Genomic DNA, 16,700 nt, shown 5'->3' with positions numbered 1-16,700 from the left:
GAGTTGTCCTGGTATTCCGGGAGATGGAGCCCTCATTCGACGCCGGGGACAGGCGTCATGGCGGCTTTTCGCCCCTGGGGGCAGATGGCTGGAAGTCTTCGTTCCGGGCAAATCCCGGGAATCTTGCGGGAGTTCCGTTCGTCTGACTGTTTGGGTGGTGTGGGGCGGTGGGGGTACACGGGTTCGAAGCGGGCCGTGGCGAACGGGACTTGGCGGCGCGAAGACGGCGTGGAGCCATGACGGGGCGAGGCATCGAGGCCCCGCGGGTGGGGAGGAATGAAGGCATGAGCGTTGAGCAGCAGCCGTTGTGGGTCGAAGAGCCCGCCGTGCGACCGCGTCTGCCCGATCCGGTGCGTACCGCGGCCGTGCGGGCCGTCATCATCGTCGCGGCGACGCTGATGCAGGCGATGATCGCCTTCCTGAGCACGCTCGCCGGTTCGTGGCTCGCCTTTCCGATGGTGCTGAGCACCGTCGGCAGCACGGTCCTCGCGACCTGGGGAGTGCTCGACGTCTGGATCACCCGCCAGGTGTGGAACCAGCGCAACGGCGTGGTGTCGATACCGAGCAGCACGGCGCGCAAGCTGCGCAAGGAGCGGCGCCGGGCCCGGCGGGCCGCCCGCGCCGGCGAGCGCGGGGCCCGGATACGGTCGACGGACGGCTCGGGGCAGCGGCTGTCCCGCGCCTGAGCCGGCCCGCCGCCACGGCTCAGCGCCGGTGGTGCCGCCGCGCGTCAGCTCCCTCGCGCGGTCTCAACTCCCTTGCGCGGCGGGCTTCTTGAACATGCGCGTCGCGGTGATCTCGCCGTGCACGGTCTCGCCCGAGGTGTCCTGCTGCGGCAGACCCGGCCGCAGATGCTCCTCGACGCTGATGTACTTCAGGCCCGCCCGGAGGTCGGCGTCGTTGCGCAGCCGGATCACCAGGGGGAACTCGGCGAGCGCGGTCGTGTCGAACAGGCCGGTGGTGTAGAGGAGTTGGACGCCGAGCGCGTCGGAGACGGCCCGCTGGAGCTCCAGGAGGTACGTCGCGTTGGCGCGGCCGATCGGGTTGTCGAGGAAGAGTGTGCCGGCGTGCCGGTGCTTGTCGCGGCCCCGGTCGTTGCTGCGCAGCGCCGCCATCGTGCAGTACAGGGCGATCGCGGCGGTCAGCAGCTGGCCGCCGGAGAACACGTCGCCCATCTGCCCGACGGGGACGCGCTCGGCGCGCAGCACCGCGTCCGGCTTGAGGATCTCGACGCTGATGCCACGCGGTTCGAGGGCCGCCTGGACTCCGCGCAGCAGCAGGGACATGCCGTCCCTGCGCAGATCGGAGTTCTTCTTGACGGCCGCGCGGGTGGCCTCGTCGATGACCTCCCCGAGGCGCTCGGTGAGCGTGGCCTGGTCGGGCTCGTCGAAGCGGATGCGCAGGAACTCCTGTCCCGACCACTCGCCGAGGCCTTCGGGGAGCTGGGAGAGGCGCTGGGCGGAGCGCAGCGTGGTGAGCGCCGAGTCCACCAGGCCGCGCAGCCGGTCGACGATGGAGTCGCGGTTGCGCTCCAGCTGCTCCAGCTCGTCGGTCAGGACGCGCAGGCGGGGCTCGAAGGCGGCGGCCCAGGCGGCGGCGTGCTCGGGCAGGGAGGCCGCGGGCAGTTCCCGGATCTGCTGGCGGGCCGGGGTGCGGACCTGCTCGTAGCGGGTCGCGTTGGCGTGGCGCACCAGGATGTCGCTCGCCTCGCGCACGGCGGAGTCGGCGGCCGAGAGGTCGCCGGAGCAGCCGCGCAGCGAGCGGCGCGTCTCGGTGGCGGACTGGCGGGCCTCCTCCAGGGTGCCCGGGTACGGCTCGGGGGCGTTCTCCTCGTCCGGGCCCTGGCTGTTGTCCCGTAGCAGGTCGCGCAGCAGGGCGGCCGTCTCGTCGAAGCCGCCGGCCCCGTCCTCGGCGGATCGGTGGGCGCCGAGCAGTTCGGCGTGGGCGGCTCGGGAGGTCTCCAACTCGTCGGTCCGCGTGGCGAGTTCGGCCGTGGCGGTACGCAGCAGGGCCTGGGCCTGCTCGGCGTCGGCCGGGATCCGGCCCTCGGGGAGTTCGGTGTGCGTCTCGCCGTCGGCGGGGGCCAGGCGCTCGGCCTCGCCGCGCAGTCGGCCGAGCTGCTCGCTCGCCGTGGAGGCGCGCGTCTCCAGCATCTGGACCAGCGACTCGGCGCGGGCGGCGGCGGCCTGGCGGGAGGGGCCGTCCGCGCCGTCCGTGCCTTCGAGGAGGGTGGCCGCACGCGTGCGCACCTTGTTGGTGAGCCGGTCCAGCTCGGCGAGGGCCGCGCTCTCGTCGCTCTCGGCGCGGGCCTGCTCGGCGCGCAGGTCGGCGCCGACGCCGACCTTCTCGTACAGCTGGGACGCGGCACGGTAGGCCTCGCGCAGGGCGGGCAGCGAGTGGCGGGGGGCGTCCGGTTCGGGCTCCGGGAGGGTTTCGGGGGCGCCCGCGATCTCGGCGCGCTCGGCGCGCAGCGCACGCGAGGTGCGGTGGGCGTCGTCGGCGGCGCGCTGAGCGGCCCGGCGGTCCTCGTCGGCGGCCTTGGCGCGCTCGAGGAGCGACTGGGCGCGGGCCTCCGACTCGGCCGCCTCGTCGGCGAGTTCGCGGAGCTTGACCTGCCAGCCGGCCCGCTCGCGGAGCCGGAAGGCGAGCCCGGCCAGGGCGTCGGCGGCACGCCGGGCGCGCTGGGCGGCCTCTTGGCGCTCCTCGCGCACCCGGGCCGTCTCGGCCGCCGCCTCGTCCGCCTCGGCCCGTACGGTGCGGGCCTCGGTCAGCTCCCGCGCTGCTTCCGTGGCGGCTTCGCGGGTGGTGTCGGCCGCGGCGGCCAGCTCGGTGAGCATGCCGGGCGGGCAGTCGGCGCGCCAGGATCCGATCCGGGCGGCGAGCGAGCGGTCCCCGGTGAGCCGGGCGGCCAGCGTGCGGATCTCCTCGTCCCGGGCGGTGGCGCGGGCGCGCAGCGTCTGGCGCTCCTCGTCGGCGGCATGTTCGTCGTGCATGGCCGGGTTCGGCGGCACGAGGAAGATGCCGCTCTCGCCGCCCGAATCCGGGGCCGGAACGGGCGCGAGCAGCGCGGCGGTCGTGCCGACGGCCACGGCGGAGCGCGGCAGCAGGGCGGCATTCGCGAGCGCCTCGCGGGCCCGGGCGTGCGAGGCCGGGTCGGTGATGACCACACCGTCGACGAGCTCGGGGCGGGCCGCGAGCACCGCGGCGTGGTCGGCGGGGGCCACGGCCTGGGCGAGGTAGCGCCAGCCGGGCAGCGCCGGGATGCCGTGCTCGCCCAGGTACTCGACCGTGGCCAGGACGTCCGCGCTGGGCGGCAGGAGCCCGCCGTCGCCGAGCGCGCCGAGGATGCGCGAGTCGTCGGCGGCGGCGGTGCGCAGTTCGAAGAGCTGGCGCTCGGCGGAGGCGATGGACTGGTCGAGGAGCGCGCGCAGTTCGTCCGCGCTGCGGTCCAACTCCTCGGCGCCGAGCGGGCCTTGGAGCTTCTCGTCCTCGTGCCTGCGCGGCTCGGGCACCCCGGTGGCGGCGCCGGAACCGGGCAGGCCGAGGAGTTCGGCCAGGCGCTCCTCGGCGGCGATCGACTCGGCGGCCCGGCGCTCGGCGTCGTAGGCGTTCCCGGCGGCGCGCGCGGCGTCCTCGGCGCGGGCCGCGGCCAGTTCGGCCCGGGCCTCGACGGAGGCGGCCTCGCGGGCGCGGTCGGCGGCGGTGCGGGCGGCTTCGCGGGCCATGTCCCAGCCGGCCACCGCGGTCTTCTCGGCGTCGCTCGCGGCGAGCGCGGCGCGGGCCGGGTCGGCGTCCGGCGCGCTGTCGTCGAGCCAGCCGGCGCGGACCGCCTCGGCGGTCTCCTGCTCGACCTCGGCGAGGCGCTGGCGCAGATGGCCGGCCTCGCTGCGGGCGCGCTGGGCCTCGGTCGCGGCGGCGGTGGCGTCGCGGTGCGCGGCCTCCCCCGCCTCCTGGAGGCCGGCCGAGCGCTCCTCCTCCTCGGCGGCGACCCGCTCGCCGTCCCCGGCGGCCGTGTGCAGGGCCCGTACGAGATCGGCGGCGGCCTTGGCGCGGGCGGCGAGGGCGGGGGCCGCGTCCCGCTCGGCCTCCTGGATGGCGACGGCCACGCGGGCCGAACGGTCGGCGGCGGCGCGGTGGCGCAGCACGGCCTCGGCGGCCTGCCAGGCGGAGTGCAGGGTGCGGGCGTCGGCCAGTTCGCGGCGCTGTGCCGTGGCCGCCTTCTCGGCGACGGCGAGCGCCAACGAGGCGTGCCGGTAGGCGAGTTCGGAGGCGATCAGGGAGCTCGTGCCACGGGCCCGCTCGGCGAGCGTGACGTGGTGGGCGGCGGCGGTGACCTGCTGGGCGAGGTCGGTGGCGCGGCCGCGCTCCTCGGCGGCTCGGGCCGAGAGGCGGCGGGCGAGCGTACGGGTGCGGCGCTCGGCACCGGCGTGGATGTCGCGGGCCCGCGCGCGGCTCTCGGCCGCTTCGACGATCCGGTTGAGCAGGTCCACCGAGCCCGCGGTGAAGTCGCGTTCGGCGGTGAGCTCGGCGCGGCGGCCGAGCTTGTTGCCGAAGCCGCTGACCAGGTCGGCGAGTCCGTCCGTGTCGCGGGTGTCGGTGACGGCGCGAAGGAGCAGGTCGGTGAAGTCGGAGTCCTTCTTGACCGCGAACAGGCCGGCGGCCTCGCCCTCGTCGGCGTTCATCTCCCGCTGGTAGCGGAAGAGTTCGGGGTCGAGGCCCAGGTCGCCGAGGTGCTCGTTCCAGCGGTCGTGGATCTCCTCCCAGTAGACCTCCAGATGCGGGTAGGCCTTGGTCGCCTCGGTGATGGCGTCGCGGAAGCCCTTCATGGTGCGGCGCCGGCCCTGGGCGCCGGACGCGCCTTCCGATGACGGGCGCATCGCGCTGGACTCGGCGACCGGCAGCGAGTCCAGGCTGAGGCCGGGCCCGGGCCGGAAGGAGTACCAGGCCTCGGCGAACTTCCTTGGATCGTTGGAGACTTGACGGCCGCGCCACTCGCTGACCTTGCCGACCACGACCAGCTCACCGGTGAGGGTGTGCTGCCATTCGAGGGCCACGTGCCCGCAGTCGTCGGCGAGCAGGAACTTGCGCAGCACACCGGAGCTGGCGCCGCCCAGGGTGTTGCGGTGACCCGGCAGCATCACCGAGAAGATCAGCTTGAGCAGTACGGACTTGCCGCCCCCGTTCTCCAGGAAGAGCACACCCGCGGGCGCCGGGCGGCGCGGCGGGCCGACCGGCTCGTCCTCGAAGAACTCGGCCTGCGCGGGGGCCGGGTTGGGCACGGGCGCGCCGACTCCTCGCAGGTCAAGCACGGTGTCGGCGTAGCGCGCACCGGCGGGCCCGATGGAGTAGAGGCGGACCCGGGACAGCTCGTACATGTCGGCGGACTCTCGTCGTTGTGGGGGGCGGAAGGCGTGGTCAGGAGTGGAAGGGCAGTCCGGCGTCGGCCGCCAGTTCCAGGTCGTCGGCGTCGGGCGGCGGCAGCAGGGTGGCGCCGCCGTCGGTGACCGCGACCACGCCGAGCTCGATCAGCTCGGTGAGGGCGGCGCTGCCCGCCATGTCGCGGACCTGCAACTGGTAGCGGGCGGTGGTGCGGTAGGCACCGCCCGCGTCGTCGCCGGTCCGCTGGAGGAAGCCGGACTCGGTGAGGAAGGCGACGGCCTTGGCGACGATGCCGGTGGTCGAACCGGCGAGCCGGCGGGCGTCCTTGGTGGCCCCGGTGGAGCTGCGCCGCGCGTAGATGCGCCAGGCGGCCTCCAGGCCGGGGGCGCCGGTCTCGGGGTCGGTGTTCTCGCCGGTCTCCTCGGCCCGCTCCTCCAGGCGGCGGCAGGCCTGCCGGACGAACGCGTCCACGCCGTTCACGGTGATCCGGCCGATGTACCCGTCGTCGGCGAGGTCCTCGGGGCGCGGGAACGCGAGGGCGGCGACGGCGAGATGGGCCAGGCCGTGCAGGAACCGGTCGGCCGAGTCGGGGGCGGCGGCGCGGCGCGCGTAGTCGCCCATGCGGACGGCGAAGACGGAGTCCTCGGCGGCGGTCACGGCCATGCCGGCGCGGGGCGACACCTCCAGGACGATCAGGCCGAGGCCCGCCGCGACCGCGTCGGCCAGGCGCGCGAACGCGGGGTCCTCGCGGTGGCGGCGGAGCAGGTCCGCGTACTCCGCGTCGCGGGCGGGGAGCAGCTTGGGCTGGAGGCCGAAGGCGACGAGCCTCGCGGCGTCGGCTGCGTCGGCGGGGGTGATCCGGCCCTCGCCGCCGGTGCCGGGTGCGGGCGCCGGTTCGGCCTCGTCGCCGGGGGCGACGTGCTCGGTGGGGTGGTCGGTCACGGGGTGGTCTCCTTGGTGCGTGCGTTGCTCGGCGCGGGATGCGGGGCGCCTGCGGCGGGCTTGCTCCCCGCCCCGCCCCTTCCCGCAACCCCGCGGGGGATGTCGTTCGAGTGCGGGCCGGTGCCCCTGGGGCTCCGCCCCAGACCCCGCTCCTCAGACGCCGGAGGGGCTGGATGTGGTCGCCCCCCGGGGCCGGGGGTGGTCCGGGGTGGACGTGTCACGCGGCCTCCGTCCGGCCCGCGGCCATCCCCGCCGCGTCCAGCAGGGCCATTCCGACGATCAGGTCCGCCCCGCCGAACTCGGGGTCCTCCAGCTGCGTACCGTCGTCCACCGCGAACAGCAGGCGCTCCTCGCCCTGACGGTAGGCCGTGCCGACCGGGGGGCTCGCGGCGTGGACCGCCAACAGGGCGACCAGGTACGGCAGTTCGGGGTCGAGGCGGCGGGCGTCGGCCAGCAGGCCCGAGAGGCGGCGGGGCGCGTCGTGCTCCAGGTCGAGCAGTTCCATGGCCGAGGCCAGCTGCTCCTCGCTGAAGCGGCTGTCGTCGGGGGTGGCGATCAGCTCGGGCTCGGGCATCTCCGCGCCGAGGTGCTCCCGCTCCGTGGGCGGCGTGAGCAGTATGTCCACCAGGTCCCCGACGCGTACCGACACCGGGGTGCGCAGGCCGGTACCGCGTGCGAAGAAGGCGTCGGTCACCCGGATCGCGTCCTCCACCGGCAGCGGCAGCAGCGGGGCGACCAGCTGGCCGTACAGGTCGAGTCCCGAGCGGGCGGCGGGCCGGGCGAAGGCCTGGCGGTCCTGTTCGGCGCGGAACAGCGGGCCGGCCTCCAGGAGGCGGGACTGGAGCTGGGTGTGGCGGCGGATGCAGTCCTTGACGATGTCGACGAGTTCGGCGGCGCGGCGCTTGTTCTCCGGGTCCTCCGCCTCGTCGCGGGCCTTGCGGATGTTGGTCAGGATCGCGTTCTCGTGCCGGTAGCGGTCGGCGACGTGGTCGAGGGCTTCGGCGATCATGTCCGGCACCGCGTTGAGCCAGTCGACCGCGCGCACGTTGCGCCGCGTCGCCTCCAGGGTGCGCCGGAGCGTCTCGGCGTACTGGACCGTGCGGTAGCGGGCCTGCTCGGCGGCGAGCTGGGCGTCGGCGAGGCGGCCCCGGCTGATCAGGACCTCCAGCTTGACCTCGGCCGCGATCTGGGCGCTGGTGACGTCCGTGTCGAGGGCGCCCACCAGGACGTTGACGGCCTCGTCGGTGGTGCGCAGATAGACGGCGCCGCCGTGCCCGGGGACCTCTTCGAGGAGCTTGAAGTCGTAGTCCCTGCGGACGTAGACGCCGTCCGGGTTGAACGTGCCGTACACGGCGCGGAAGCCCCGGTCGACGCTGCCGACGTTGATCAGGTTCTCCAGGACCCAGCGGGCCACCCGCTCGTGCTCGACGGTGGGCCGGCCCGGGGCCTGGGCGGCGACGCGCGGGACGAGCCGGGCCACGATCTGCTCGTGGTCGGCGCCCGTGTCGAAGTCCATGTTCAGGGTGACGAGGTCGATGGAGGCGAGGGCCACTTCGGCCATGGCGTACACCGAGTACTCGCCCGCGAGGTTGGCCTTGCGCACGTCGAGGTCGTGCAGCGGCGCGGTGCAGGCCAGCGCGCGCAGCCGGCGCGCGAGACCCTCGTCGGCGGCCGGGCCCGGTGCCGGGCGCACGGCCGCGCTGAGCTGGGGCGGAACGGATTCCGTCGAGGCAGGCGAAGTCACGCTGGACAGATTAGGTCCTCGCACTGACAACGGTCGAAACGGCGCAGATCCGCCCGCCTCCCGCAGCCGGGGCGCGGGTCAGGCGGGAACGTCCGCGACCAGTTCCCCGTACGCCTCGACGAGCTGGGCGCGCGAGTCGTCGAGGTAGTCGGCGAGCAGCCGCCGGGCCGTGTCCCGCTCCCCCGCGCGCAGCGCCTCCACGATCTGCCGGTTGCGCACGAGGTAGGGCTGGTGGAGGCGGCGCGGGTCGTCCACCACGTGGAAGGCCAGGCGGAGTTCGGCCAGGACGCCGCGCATCAGCTCGTCCGTGCGGGCGCTGCCCGCGAGGCCCACGAGTTCGCGGTGGAAGTGGATGTTGGCGGTGGAGACGCCCGGCCAGTCGCCCTCCCCGGCCGCGCGTTCGCCGCCCGAGACGGCTGCGTCGAGCCTGTCGAGGGGGTAGGGCGGGGCGCCGAGCCCCTGGACGACGGCGCATTCGACCAGGCGCCGGGTGCGGTAGATGTCGGCGACGTCCTCGACGGCCAGCACCCGCACGAAGACGCCGCGGTTGAGCTCGTGGACGAGCAGCCGTTCGTGGGTGAGCAGCCGGAACGCCTCGCGCAGGGTGTTGCGCGAGACCCCGAGAGCCTTGCCGATGGTGTCCTCCGCGAGGCGTTCCCCCGGCGGGAAGAAGCCTTCCGCGATCCGGCTGCGCAGGATGTCCGCGACGCGCTCCGCGGTGCTGGTGCGGCCCAGCAGCGCGCGGTCCTCGGCAAGTCCGCCCGGTCCGGAGTCCGTTGTGGCCACAGCGCCCTCTCTCCCCCGCCGGACGCTCCCGCCGACGCGTGCGCCCATCGTAGAAGCACCGGGAGGACGTGAGGAAGCGGGAACGTCCACGCAAGAGTCTTGTCGGATCGTTCAACAATCCCCTACGTTGAAACGACCGCGCCCCCGCACCGCACTCCCCGGCGTACCTCCCGCACAGTCTCGGCAGCCCCCTCATCCGCCCTCTCGTCCCCTCCTGCGAGGTGCACATGAGCACGACCAAGGCAGAGCCGCAACACGGTCAACTCCCCCACGAAAACGGCCCGTTCGGATGGCTGCGCACGCTCGGTCCCGGTGGCCGGCGCGCGTTCGGGGGCGCCTTCGGCGGCTACGCGCTCGACTCGTACGACTTCTTCACGCTCCCGCTCACCATGGTCGCGATCTCGGCCTACTTCGGGCTCGGCACCGGCCAGACCGGACTGCTCACCACGGTCACGCTGGTGGTCTCGGCCGTCGGCGGCGCACTCGCCGGGGTGGTCGCCGACCGCATCGGCCGGGTCCGGGCGCTGATGATCACCGTCGGCACCTACGCGGTCTTCACCGTCCTGTGCGGATTCGCGCCCGACTACGAGACGCTGCTCGTCTTCCGCGCCCTCCAGGGGCTCGGCTTCGGCGGCGAGTGGGCGGTCGGCGCGATCCTGGTCGCCGAGTACGCCTCGGCCCGCCACCGCGGCCGCACCCTAGGCGCCGTGCAGAGCGCGTGGGCGGCCGGCTGGGCGCTCGCCGTCGTCGTGTACACGCTGGTGTTCCAGTTCGTCGGCCCGGACACCGCCTGGCGCGTGGTGTTCTGGACCGGGGCGCTCCCGGCCCTGCTCCTCGTCTACGTGCGCCGCAACGTCGAGGACGCCCCCGAGGCCGCCGAGCGGCGGCTCGCCGCGGCCCGCACCACGAGCGGCACCGCCACCTTCGCTGCGGTCTTCCGCGGCCCGCTGCTGCGCACGACCCTGTTCGCGGTCCTGCTCTCCGCCGGTGTCCAGGGCGGCTACTACACCCTCGCCACCTGGGTGCCGACCTTCCTGAAGAGCGAGCGGCACCTGACGGTCGTCGGCACCGGCGGCTATCTGGCCTTCCTCATTTCCGGCGCCTTCATCGGCTATCTGACCGGCGGGTACCTCACCGACGCGCTCGGCCGGAAGAAGAACATCGCGCTGTTCGCCGTCCTGTCGGCCGTCTGCATCCTCGTCTACACGCACCTTCCGTCCGGTGCGAACACCCTGCTGCTCGTGCTCGGCTTCCCGCTCGGCTTCTGCATGTCGGCGATCTTCAGCGGCTTCGGCTCCTACCTCAGCGAGCTGTATCCGACGGCCGTGCGCGGCAGCGGCCAGGGGTTCACGTACAACACCGGGCGGGCCGTGGGCGCCTTCTTCCCGACCCTGGTCGGCTACCTCGCCGACAGCTGGGGCGTGGGCGGCGCCCTGGTCTTCGGCGCCGTCGGCTACGCGATCGCGGTCCTTGCCCTGCTCGGCCTGCCCGAGACGCGCGGACAGGAGCTGTCATGACCCGGCTCGAACCGCCGGTGCTCGCCTCCCCCGAGCAGGCCCGCACCCTGTTCCGTTCCGGTACGGACGTGCCGACGGCAGGATGGGCACCGGGGCACACCCAGGCCAACCTGGTCTGCGTTCCGGCCGACTGGGCCGAGGACGTACGGCTGTTCTGCGAGCGCAATCCGCAGCCCTGCCCGGTCCTCGACGTCACCCGGCCGGGCTCCTTCCGGACGCGGCTCGCCCCCGACGCAGATCTGCGCTCGGACGTACCCCGGTACCGCGTCTGGGAGAACGGCGAGCTCGTCGCCGAGCCGGTGGACGCCACGGCCTTCTGGCGGGACGACCTGGTGACGTTCCTCATCGGGTGCAGCTTCACCTTCGAGTCCCAACTGGCCGCCGAGGGCGTGCCGTTGCGCCACATCGACCAGGGCCGCAACGTCTCGATGTACGTGACGAACCGGCCCTGCCGGCCGGCCGGGCGGCTCAGCGGCCCGCTGGTGGTGTCGATGCGGCCGGTCCCGGCCGCCCTGGTCGGCACCGCCTGCCGGGTGACCCGGGCGATGCCGGCCGTCCACGGCGCGCCGGTGCACTCGGGGGACCCCGCGGCGCTCGGCATAGCCGCCCTGTCCCGGCCCGATTTCGGGGACCCCGTGCGGGCCGAGCCCGGTGACGTGCCGGTGTTCTGGGCCTGCGGGGTCACCCCGCAGGCGGCGGTGATGGCGTCCCGGCCGCCGTTCGCGCTCACCCACGCGCCGGGCCGGATGTTCCTCACCGACGTCCGCGACGAGCACTACCGCATCCGCTGACCCGCGCACGGCCGTCCGCCCCGGCCGAGCGCACCCCGCCCGGCCGGGGCACACTGCACCACAGGCCCACGCACCATCGTGAACAGGAGACACCGCACCCATGACCCGGTCCGCGACGACGTCGATCGACCTCAACGCCGATCTCGGCGAAGGCTTCGGCCACTGGCGCCTCACCGACGACGAACAGCTGCTCTCCGTCGTCACCAGCGCCAATGTGGCCTGCGGCTTCCACGCGGGCGACCCGGCCATCATGCGGCGGGTCTGCACCCTGGCCGCCGAGCGCGGGGTACGCATCGGCGCCCAGGTCTCCTACCGCGACCTGGCGGGCTTCGGCCGCCGCTCCATGGACGTACCGCCCGCCGAGCTGGCGGCCGAAGTCGCCTACCAGATCGGCGCGTTGGAGATCTTCGCGCGCGCGGCCGGCAGTCGGGTCTCGTACGTCAAGCCGCACGGCGCGCTCTACAACCGCGTCGTGCACGACGAGGAGCAGGCGGCCGCCGTCGTCGAAGGGGTCCTGCTCGCGGACGCGCGGCTCCCGGTGCTGGGCCTGCCGGGTTCCCGGCTGCTCGCGGCCGCCGAGCGGGCCGGGCTCCCGGTGGTCACCGAGGCGTTCGCGGACCGCGCCTACACCTCCGACGCCACCCTGGTGCCGCGCGGCCGGGACGGCGCGGTGGTCAGCGACCCGGACGCGGTGGTGGCGCGGGCCGTGTCCATGGCCCTGGACGGCACGGTCGTGGCCGAGTACGGCGAGCGGGTCGCCGTCGGGGCGGGTTCGCTGTGCCTGCACGGGGACACCCCGGGCGCGGTGGACCTGGCCCGCCGGGTACGGACGGCCCTGGAGGCGGCGGGCGTGCGGGTGGCGGCGTTCTCGTGAGCACGCCGCGCGTCCTGCCGGTCGGGGAGCACGCCCTGCTGGTCGAGCTCGACAGCGGCGAGGCGGCCGGGGCCCTGCACGCCGAACTGCTGCGCCGCCGCGCCGCCGGAACGCTCCCCGAGGTGCGGGAGATCGTGCCCGCGGCCCGTACCGTCCTGCTCGACGGCGTGGGCGATCCTCCTTCCCTGGCCGCCCAGTTGGCCACCTGGGACATCCCTCCCCTGGCTGCGGGCGCCCGGGAGACGGTCGAGATCCCCGTGCGCTACGACGGCCCGGATCTCGCGGACGTCGCCGCTCTGTGGGGGGTCCCGGAGCGGGAGGTCGCCGGGATCCACGCCTCGGCCGAGTTCCGGGTCGCCTTCTGCGGCTTCGCGCCCGGCTTCGCGTACCTCACCGGACTCGACGAGCGGTACGCGACACCCCGCAGGGACACCCCGCGCACCGCGGTCCCGGCGGGCTCGGTGGCGCTCGCGGGCCCGTACACGGGCGTCTACCCGCGGTCGTCCCCCGGCGGCTGGCAGCTGATCGGCAGCACGGACGCGGCCCTGTGGGACCCGCACCGCGAGCCGGCCGCCCTGCTCACGCCGGGCACCCGGGTCCGCTTCGTCCCCGGGGCGCCGCGATGACCGACCGGGCCCTGTCGGTCGTACGGGCCGGGGCTCTGACCTCCGTACAGGACGAGGGGCGGCACGGGCACGCGCATCTCGGGGTGCCGCGGTCGGGCGCGCTCGACCTGCCCGCGAGCCGCCTCGCCAACCGCCTGGTCGGCAACGCCCCGGGGGCGGCCGTCCTGGAGACGACCCTCAACGGCTGCGCGGTACGCCCCCGTTGCGCGGTCACCGTCGCGGTGACCGGGGCGCCCTGCCCGGTCACCCTGGACGGCCGGCCGGCCGCCTGGGGCGCGCCGGTCCGGGTCCCGTCGGGGGCCGTGGTCGAGGTGGGCGCGGCGACGCGCGGGGTGCGGTCGTATCTGGCGTTCGCGGGCGGCATCGCCGTCGAGCCGGTCCTCGGCAGCCGCTCCACCGACCTCCTTTCGGGGCTCGGCCCGGCCCCGCTCAGGGACGGTGCGGTGCTGCCGCTCGGCCGCCCGGAAGGATCCCGCCCGTTCGTGGACGAGGCGCCCGCGCCGGGGGTGCCCGACGAGCTCGTGCTGCGGGTGGGCCCGGGGCCGCGCGCGGACTGGTTCGCGCCGGACGCGCCCGCCGCGCTCGCGGCCGGGCACTACCGGGTGTCCTCGGCGAGCAACCGCATCGGGCTGCGCACCGAGGGGCCCGCGCTGCGGCGCTCCTTGGAGGGTGAACTGCCGAGCGAGGGAATGGTGTTGGGGGCGGTGCAGGTGCCGCCGGACGGGCGGCCGGTGGTCTTCCTGGCCGACCATCCGACGACCGGCGGCTACCCGGTGATCGGCGTCGTCCCCGAACCGGACCTGGCCGCCGCCGCACAGGCCGCGCCCGGCACCCCGCTCAGGTTCGTCCTGGCGCGCTGGCGCTGATCCGGCACCGGCGCGACGGCCGCCAGAGCGGCGGCCAGCGCGTCGGCGGCGTGCAGGTCGAGCCGGACCCCGGTGCCGCGCGCCGCGTGCCGCAGCTCGTCTCCGGCGAGCCGCAGCAGCTGGGGCAGCAGGTCGGTGGACCGGCGGGCCAGCCAGGCCGTGCCCGAGGTGGCCAGCCAGTACAGGGAGGCGGCGGCGCCCGGCGGCGGCTGCTCCGGTTCGGCCGAGGGCGGTGCGCCCGGGGCGAGGCCCCGCTCGGCCAGCAGCGCGTGGCAGCGGGCCGCGATCAGCCGGTGGCCGCGCTCGCCCGGGTGCAGCCGGTCCGCGCTCCACAGGGTGCGGTCCTCGACCCAGGCCGGGTCGGCCAGGTGCAGATGCACGGCCCCGTACCGCGCGGACAGGACGTGCACCACGCTGTTGACGGCGCGCTGGCGGCGCGCGAGGGGCCGGGCGAGCGGCCCCGGCAGGCCCAGCATGGCGCCCGGGTCGGGCAGACAGGCCGTGAGCAGCACGGCGCCCGACCCGGCGAGGTCCGCGTACAGCGTGTCCAGGCGGACGGCGATGTGCCGGATGTCGAACGAGCGGCGCAGGGTGTCGTTGACGCCGACGACGACCGATGCGAGGTCGGGCGCGAACTCCCTTGCCCGGGGCGCCTGTTGTTCGACCACGTCGAGGGTGAGCGCACCGCTGGCGGCGAAGTTGCGGAACTCCCAACCGCGCTGGCCGGCGGCGAGCAGGGCCGCCCAGCCGCGCGGGGCTCCCGCGACCGGGTCGCCGACGCCCTCGGTGAGGGAGTCACCCAGAGCCGCGAACCTCATTCTCCGGAGCGGGAGTTGGGGCGCGGCCTCCACGGCCACGGCGCTCACGCGGTCACCCCCGGCACCGCTCGGCGCGCGGCGACTCCGGGCGCCGGAACCGCTGGGGCGCCAAGGGCGTCATGGGCGGCGAGGAAGGCGGCCACCGCGGTGTCCCAGCGGAACAGTTCGGCCCGCGCCCGCGCGGCCGCCCGGCGCCGCCGCTCGGGCCGGCCCAGCAACTCCCGGACCGCCAGGGCGAATTCCTCGCCGGTGCCGCCGGCCGCGAGCCCCGCGTCGCCCACGACTTCGGGCAGCGCGGACGATGCCCCGCACACGACGGGGGTGCCGCACGCCAGGGCCTCAAGGGCGGAGAGGCCGAAGGTCTCGGCCGGACCCGGGGCCAGGCAGATGTCGGCGGCGGCCTGGAGGTCGGCCAGGGCCTCGCGGTCGGCGATGTGCCCCAGGAACTCGACCGGCAGCCGTTCCGCCGCCGCCCGTCGCCTCAGGCCCCCCGCCAGCGGGCCGTCCCCCGCGACCACGAGGGCGGCGGGCACCCCCGCGCGCCGCAGCGCCGCCAGCGCGTCGAGGGCGAGGCCCGGCCGTTTCTCGACCGAGAGCCGCGAGCACAGCAGGAGCAGCACCCGGGCGCCGCGCGCGTGCCGGGCGCGCAGCACGGTGGAGCGCCGGCCCGGCCTGGAGCGGACCAGGTCGACGCCGAGCGGCGCCCGCACCACGTTGCGCGCGCCGATCCGTACGAACTCGCGCTCGGCCCACTCCGTGGTGCACACGATCCGCGAAAACGCCCAGCCCGTACGCCTGTTGAGCCGGTCGGCGGCGCTCCGGGCCACGGCCTCGGGCAGGCCCCAGGTGCGCAGGACCCCGTCGGCGGTCTCGTGCGAGACCATCACGGAGGGCACCCGGGCCCGCCGGGCCCACTCCCCGGTCCAGCGCAGCGTGGTGCGGTCGGACACCTCGACGCGGTCGGGCGCGAGGTCCTCGAGGACCCGGCGGACCGGGCGGGGGTCGGCGAGCACGCGGTAGCCGCCGGTGCCCGGCAGCGGGATGCCCGGCAGGGTGATCACCCGTCCCTGCTCGGTGAGTTCGTCCCGGGCCCGGTCGCCGGGGACGATCAGGACGGGCTCGTGCCCGGCCGCCAGATAGCCTCGGCCGAGTTCGAGCAGGGCGGTGCGCAGCCCGCCGGACGCGGGCGTGACGAAGTTGGCGAGCCGTACGATCCGCAGGCCGCTCATGCCGCCACCGCCGTCCGCGCCTGGAGCACCTCGGCGTAGTGCTCCAGGAGCAGGTCGCCCACGGCGGTCCAGGTCCGCCCGAGCACGGCGGTGCGCCCGGCCCGCCCGTAGGCGGCCCGGAGCGCCGGATCGCCGAGTCTCCGTACGGCGTCGCGGACGGCCCCGGCGTCCCCGGGCGGGACGAGGAGCCCGGTTCTGCCGTGGGCCACCAGGTCGAGCGGGCCGCCCGCCGCCGGGGCGATCACGGGCACCCCGCTCGCCATGGCCTCCTGCACGGTCTGGCAGAACGTCTCGTACGGGCCGGTGTGCGCGAAGACGTCCAACGAGGCGTAGATGCGGGCGAGTTCGGGGCCGGTGCGGCGGCCGAGGAAGACGGCGCCGGGCAGCGCCGAGCGCAGCGCGGGGGCGCTCGGCCCGTCGCCGGTGACGACGACGCGCACGCCGTCCAGCGCGCAGACGTCCGCGAGGAGTTCGACCTGCTTCTCGGGGGCCAGCCGGCCGACGTAGCCGACGATCAGCTCGCCGTTCGGGGCGAGTTCGCGGCGCAGCGCGGCATCGCGCGATTCGGGCCGGAAGCGCTCGGTGTCGACGCCGCGCGGCCACAGGCGCACCCGTCGTACGCCGTGTTCGGTCAGGTCGCGCAGTGCGGCGGTGGACGGGGCGAGGGTGCGGTCGGCGGCCGAGTGGACGGCCCGCAGGCGCCGCCAGGCGGTGCCCGAGCCGGCGCCCATGTAGGTGCGGGCGTATCCGGCGAGGTCGGTCTGGTAGACGGCGACGGCGGGAACGCCCAGGCGGGCGGCGGCGGCCATGCCGCGTACGCCGAGCACGAAGGGGCTCGCGAGGTGGACGAGGTCGGCGCGGTGCGCGGCGATGGCGGCGGCGACCCGTCGGCTCGGCAGGGCGAGGCGGACCTCGGGATAGCCGGGAAGCGGCAGTGAGGGCACCCGTATGACGGGGCACGGCGCGTCAGAGCCCTCCCCCGTGGCCGTGGCCGGGGCTATGACGAGCGGTTGGTGACCGCGTGCGGCGAGATGCCGTGCGGTCTGCAGGGCGCAGTGGGCCACGCCGTTGACGTCGGGCGGGAAGGACTCGGTGACGATGACGACACGCATACCCGTGTTGTCGTCG

General features: G+C 75.4%; 13 protein-coding genes. 6 read left to right on the top strand and 7 right to left on the bottom strand.

The window, feature by feature from the left end; translation table 11 throughout:
* Nucleotides 1-236 precede the first annotated feature (236 nt).
* Nucleotides 237-686 carry a hypothetical protein gene (locus tag ACFYZA_RS37490; RefSeq protein WP_388494825.1) on the top strand — a complete coding sequence of 150 codons (450 nt, stop codon included), beginning with the start codon at nucleotides 237-239 and terminating at the stop codon, nucleotides 684-686.
* A gap of 63 nt (nucleotides 687-749) precedes the next feature.
* On the opposite strand, the gene ACFYZA_RS37485 is transcribed toward ACFYZA_RS37490, so the two are convergent.
* From ACFYZA_RS37485 to ACFYZA_RS37470, 4 genes are all read right to left on the bottom strand, one after another.
* Nucleotides 750-5,375 (bottom strand): hypothetical protein, encoded by a 4,626-nt coding sequence (locus ACFYZA_RS37485; RefSeq protein ID WP_388494824.1) that lies wholly within the window; start codon nucleotides 5,373-5,375, stop codon nucleotides 750-752.
* A 40-nt stretch (nucleotides 5,376-5,415) separates the two neighbouring features.
* Nucleotides 5,416-6,321 (bottom strand): hypothetical protein, encoded by a 906-nt coding sequence (locus tag ACFYZA_RS37480; RefSeq protein WP_388494823.1) that lies wholly within the window; start codon nucleotides 6,319-6,321, stop codon nucleotides 5,416-5,418.
* A gap of 217 nt (nucleotides 6,322-6,538) precedes the next feature.
* Nucleotides 6,539-8,065 (bottom strand): hypothetical protein, encoded by a 1,527-nt coding sequence (locus ACFYZA_RS37475; RefSeq protein ID WP_382597828.1) that lies wholly within the window; start codon nucleotides 8,063-8,065, stop codon nucleotides 6,539-6,541.
* Between the two features lie 78 nt (nucleotides 8,066-8,143).
* The gene (locus ACFYZA_RS37470; protein WP_382597826.1) at nucleotides 8,144-8,851 is read right to left on the bottom strand and encodes a GntR family transcriptional regulator; all 708 of its coding nucleotides are present in this window, start codon (nucleotides 8,849-8,851) and stop codon (nucleotides 8,144-8,146) included.
* Between the two features lie 227 nt (nucleotides 8,852-9,078).
* On the opposite strand from ACFYZA_RS37470, the gene ACFYZA_RS37465 reads away from it, so the two are divergent.
* From ACFYZA_RS37465 to ACFYZA_RS37445, 5 genes are all read left to right on the top strand, one after another.
* Nucleotides 9,079-10,368, top strand: a complete 1,290-nt coding sequence (locus ACFYZA_RS37465) for an MFS transporter (protein ID WP_388494822.1) — start codon at nucleotides 9,079-9,081, stop codon at nucleotides 10,366-10,368.
* Entirely contained in the window at nucleotides 10,365-11,159 is a 795-nt protein-coding gene (locus ACFYZA_RS37460; protein WP_388494821.1) for a putative hydro-lyase, read from the top strand. The genes ACFYZA_RS37465 and ACFYZA_RS37460 overlap by 4 nt, the downstream gene beginning before the upstream one ends.
* A gap of 100 nt (nucleotides 11,160-11,259) precedes the next feature.
* Nucleotides 11,260-12,033, top strand: coding sequence for a LamB/YcsF family protein (locus ACFYZA_RS37455; protein ID WP_388494820.1), 774 nt, complete (start codon nucleotides 11,260-11,262; stop codon nucleotides 12,031-12,033).
* Nucleotides 12,030-12,659 carry a 5-oxoprolinase subunit PxpB gene (gene pxpB, locus ACFYZA_RS37450; RefSeq protein WP_388494819.1) on the top strand — a complete coding sequence of 210 codons (630 nt, stop codon included), beginning with the start codon at nucleotides 12,030-12,032 and terminating at the stop codon, nucleotides 12,657-12,659. The genes ACFYZA_RS37455 and pxpB overlap by 4 nt, the downstream gene beginning before the upstream one ends.
* Nucleotides 12,656-13,525 carry a biotin-dependent carboxyltransferase family protein gene (locus ACFYZA_RS37445; RefSeq protein WP_388494818.1) on the top strand — a complete coding sequence of 290 codons (870 nt, stop codon included), beginning with the start codon at nucleotides 12,656-12,658 and terminating at the stop codon, nucleotides 13,523-13,525. Before pxpB ends, ACFYZA_RS37445 begins: the two co-directional genes overlap by 4 nt.
* Here ACFYZA_RS37445 and ACFYZA_RS37440 read toward each other — a convergent pair.
* From ACFYZA_RS37440 to ACFYZA_RS37430, 3 genes are read right to left on the bottom strand one after another with little or no spacing between them, the layout of a single operon-like run.
* Nucleotides 13,426-14,343, bottom strand: coding sequence for an SGNH/GDSL hydrolase family protein (locus ACFYZA_RS37440; protein WP_388494837.1), 918 nt, complete (start codon nucleotides 14,341-14,343; stop codon nucleotides 13,426-13,428). The two genes, ACFYZA_RS37445 and ACFYZA_RS37440, sit on opposite strands and share 100 nt — an antisense overlap.
* Before the next feature lie 44 nt (nucleotides 14,344-14,387).
* Nucleotides 14,388-15,572: a glycosyltransferase gene (locus ACFYZA_RS37435; protein ID WP_382597814.1), complete on the bottom strand. Its 1,185-nt coding sequence runs from the start codon at nucleotides 15,570-15,572 to the stop codon at nucleotides 14,388-14,390.
* The gene (locus ACFYZA_RS37430; RefSeq protein ID WP_388494817.1) at nucleotides 15,569-16,684 is read right to left on the bottom strand and encodes a glycosyltransferase family 4 protein; all 1,116 of its coding nucleotides are present in this window, start codon (nucleotides 16,682-16,684) and stop codon (nucleotides 15,569-15,571) included. The genes ACFYZA_RS37435 and ACFYZA_RS37430 overlap by 4 nt, the downstream gene beginning before the upstream one ends.
* Nucleotides 16,685-16,700 lie beyond the last annotated feature (16 nt).

The sequence above is a fragment of the Streptomyces sp. NPDC001828 genome, assembly GCF_042892175.1.
Taxonomy (GTDB): domain Bacteria; phylum Actinomycetota; class Actinomycetes; order Streptomycetales; family Streptomycetaceae; genus Streptomyces.
Note: the sequence above shows the minus strand (reverse complement) of the source record. Positions and strands in the feature narration are given on the sequence as shown.

What these genes read in the sequence shown, in the direction of transcription:
- ACFYZA_RS37490 (WP_388494825.1), top strand. Translation starts at nt 237, where the DNA reads ATGACGGGGCGAGGCATCGAGGCCCCGCGGGTGGGGAGGAATGAAGGC.
- ACFYZA_RS37485 (WP_388494824.1), bottom strand. Translation starts at nt 5,375, where the DNA reads ATGTACGAGCTGTCCCGGGTCCGCCTCTACTCCATCGGGCCCGCCGGT.
- ACFYZA_RS37465 (WP_388494822.1), top strand. Translation starts at nt 9,079, where the DNA reads ATGAGCACGACCAAGGCAGAGCCGCAACACGGTCAACTCCCCCACGAA.
- ACFYZA_RS37460 (WP_388494821.1), top strand. Translation starts at nt 10,365, where the DNA reads ATGACCCGGCTCGAACCGCCGGTGCTCGCCTCCCCCGAGCAGGCCCGC.
- ACFYZA_RS37455 (WP_388494820.1), top strand. Translation starts at nt 11,260, where the DNA reads ATGACCCGGTCCGCGACGACGTCGATCGACCTCAACGCCGATCTCGGC.
- ACFYZA_RS37445 (WP_388494818.1), top strand. Translation starts at nt 12,656, where the DNA reads ATGACCGACCGGGCCCTGTCGGTCGTACGGGCCGGGGCTCTGACCTCC.
- ACFYZA_RS37440 (WP_388494837.1), bottom strand. Translation starts at nt 14,343, where the DNA reads ATGAGGTTCGCGGCTCTGGGTGACTCCCTCACCGAGGGCGTCGGCGAC.
- ACFYZA_RS37435 (WP_382597814.1), bottom strand. Translation starts at nt 15,572, where the DNA reads ATGAGCGGCCTGCGGATCGTACGGCTCGCCAACTTCGTCACGCCCGCG.
- ACFYZA_RS37430 (WP_388494817.1), bottom strand. Translation starts at nt 16,684, where the DNA reads ATGCGTGTCGTCATCGTCACCGAGTCCTTCCCGCCCGACGTCAACGGC.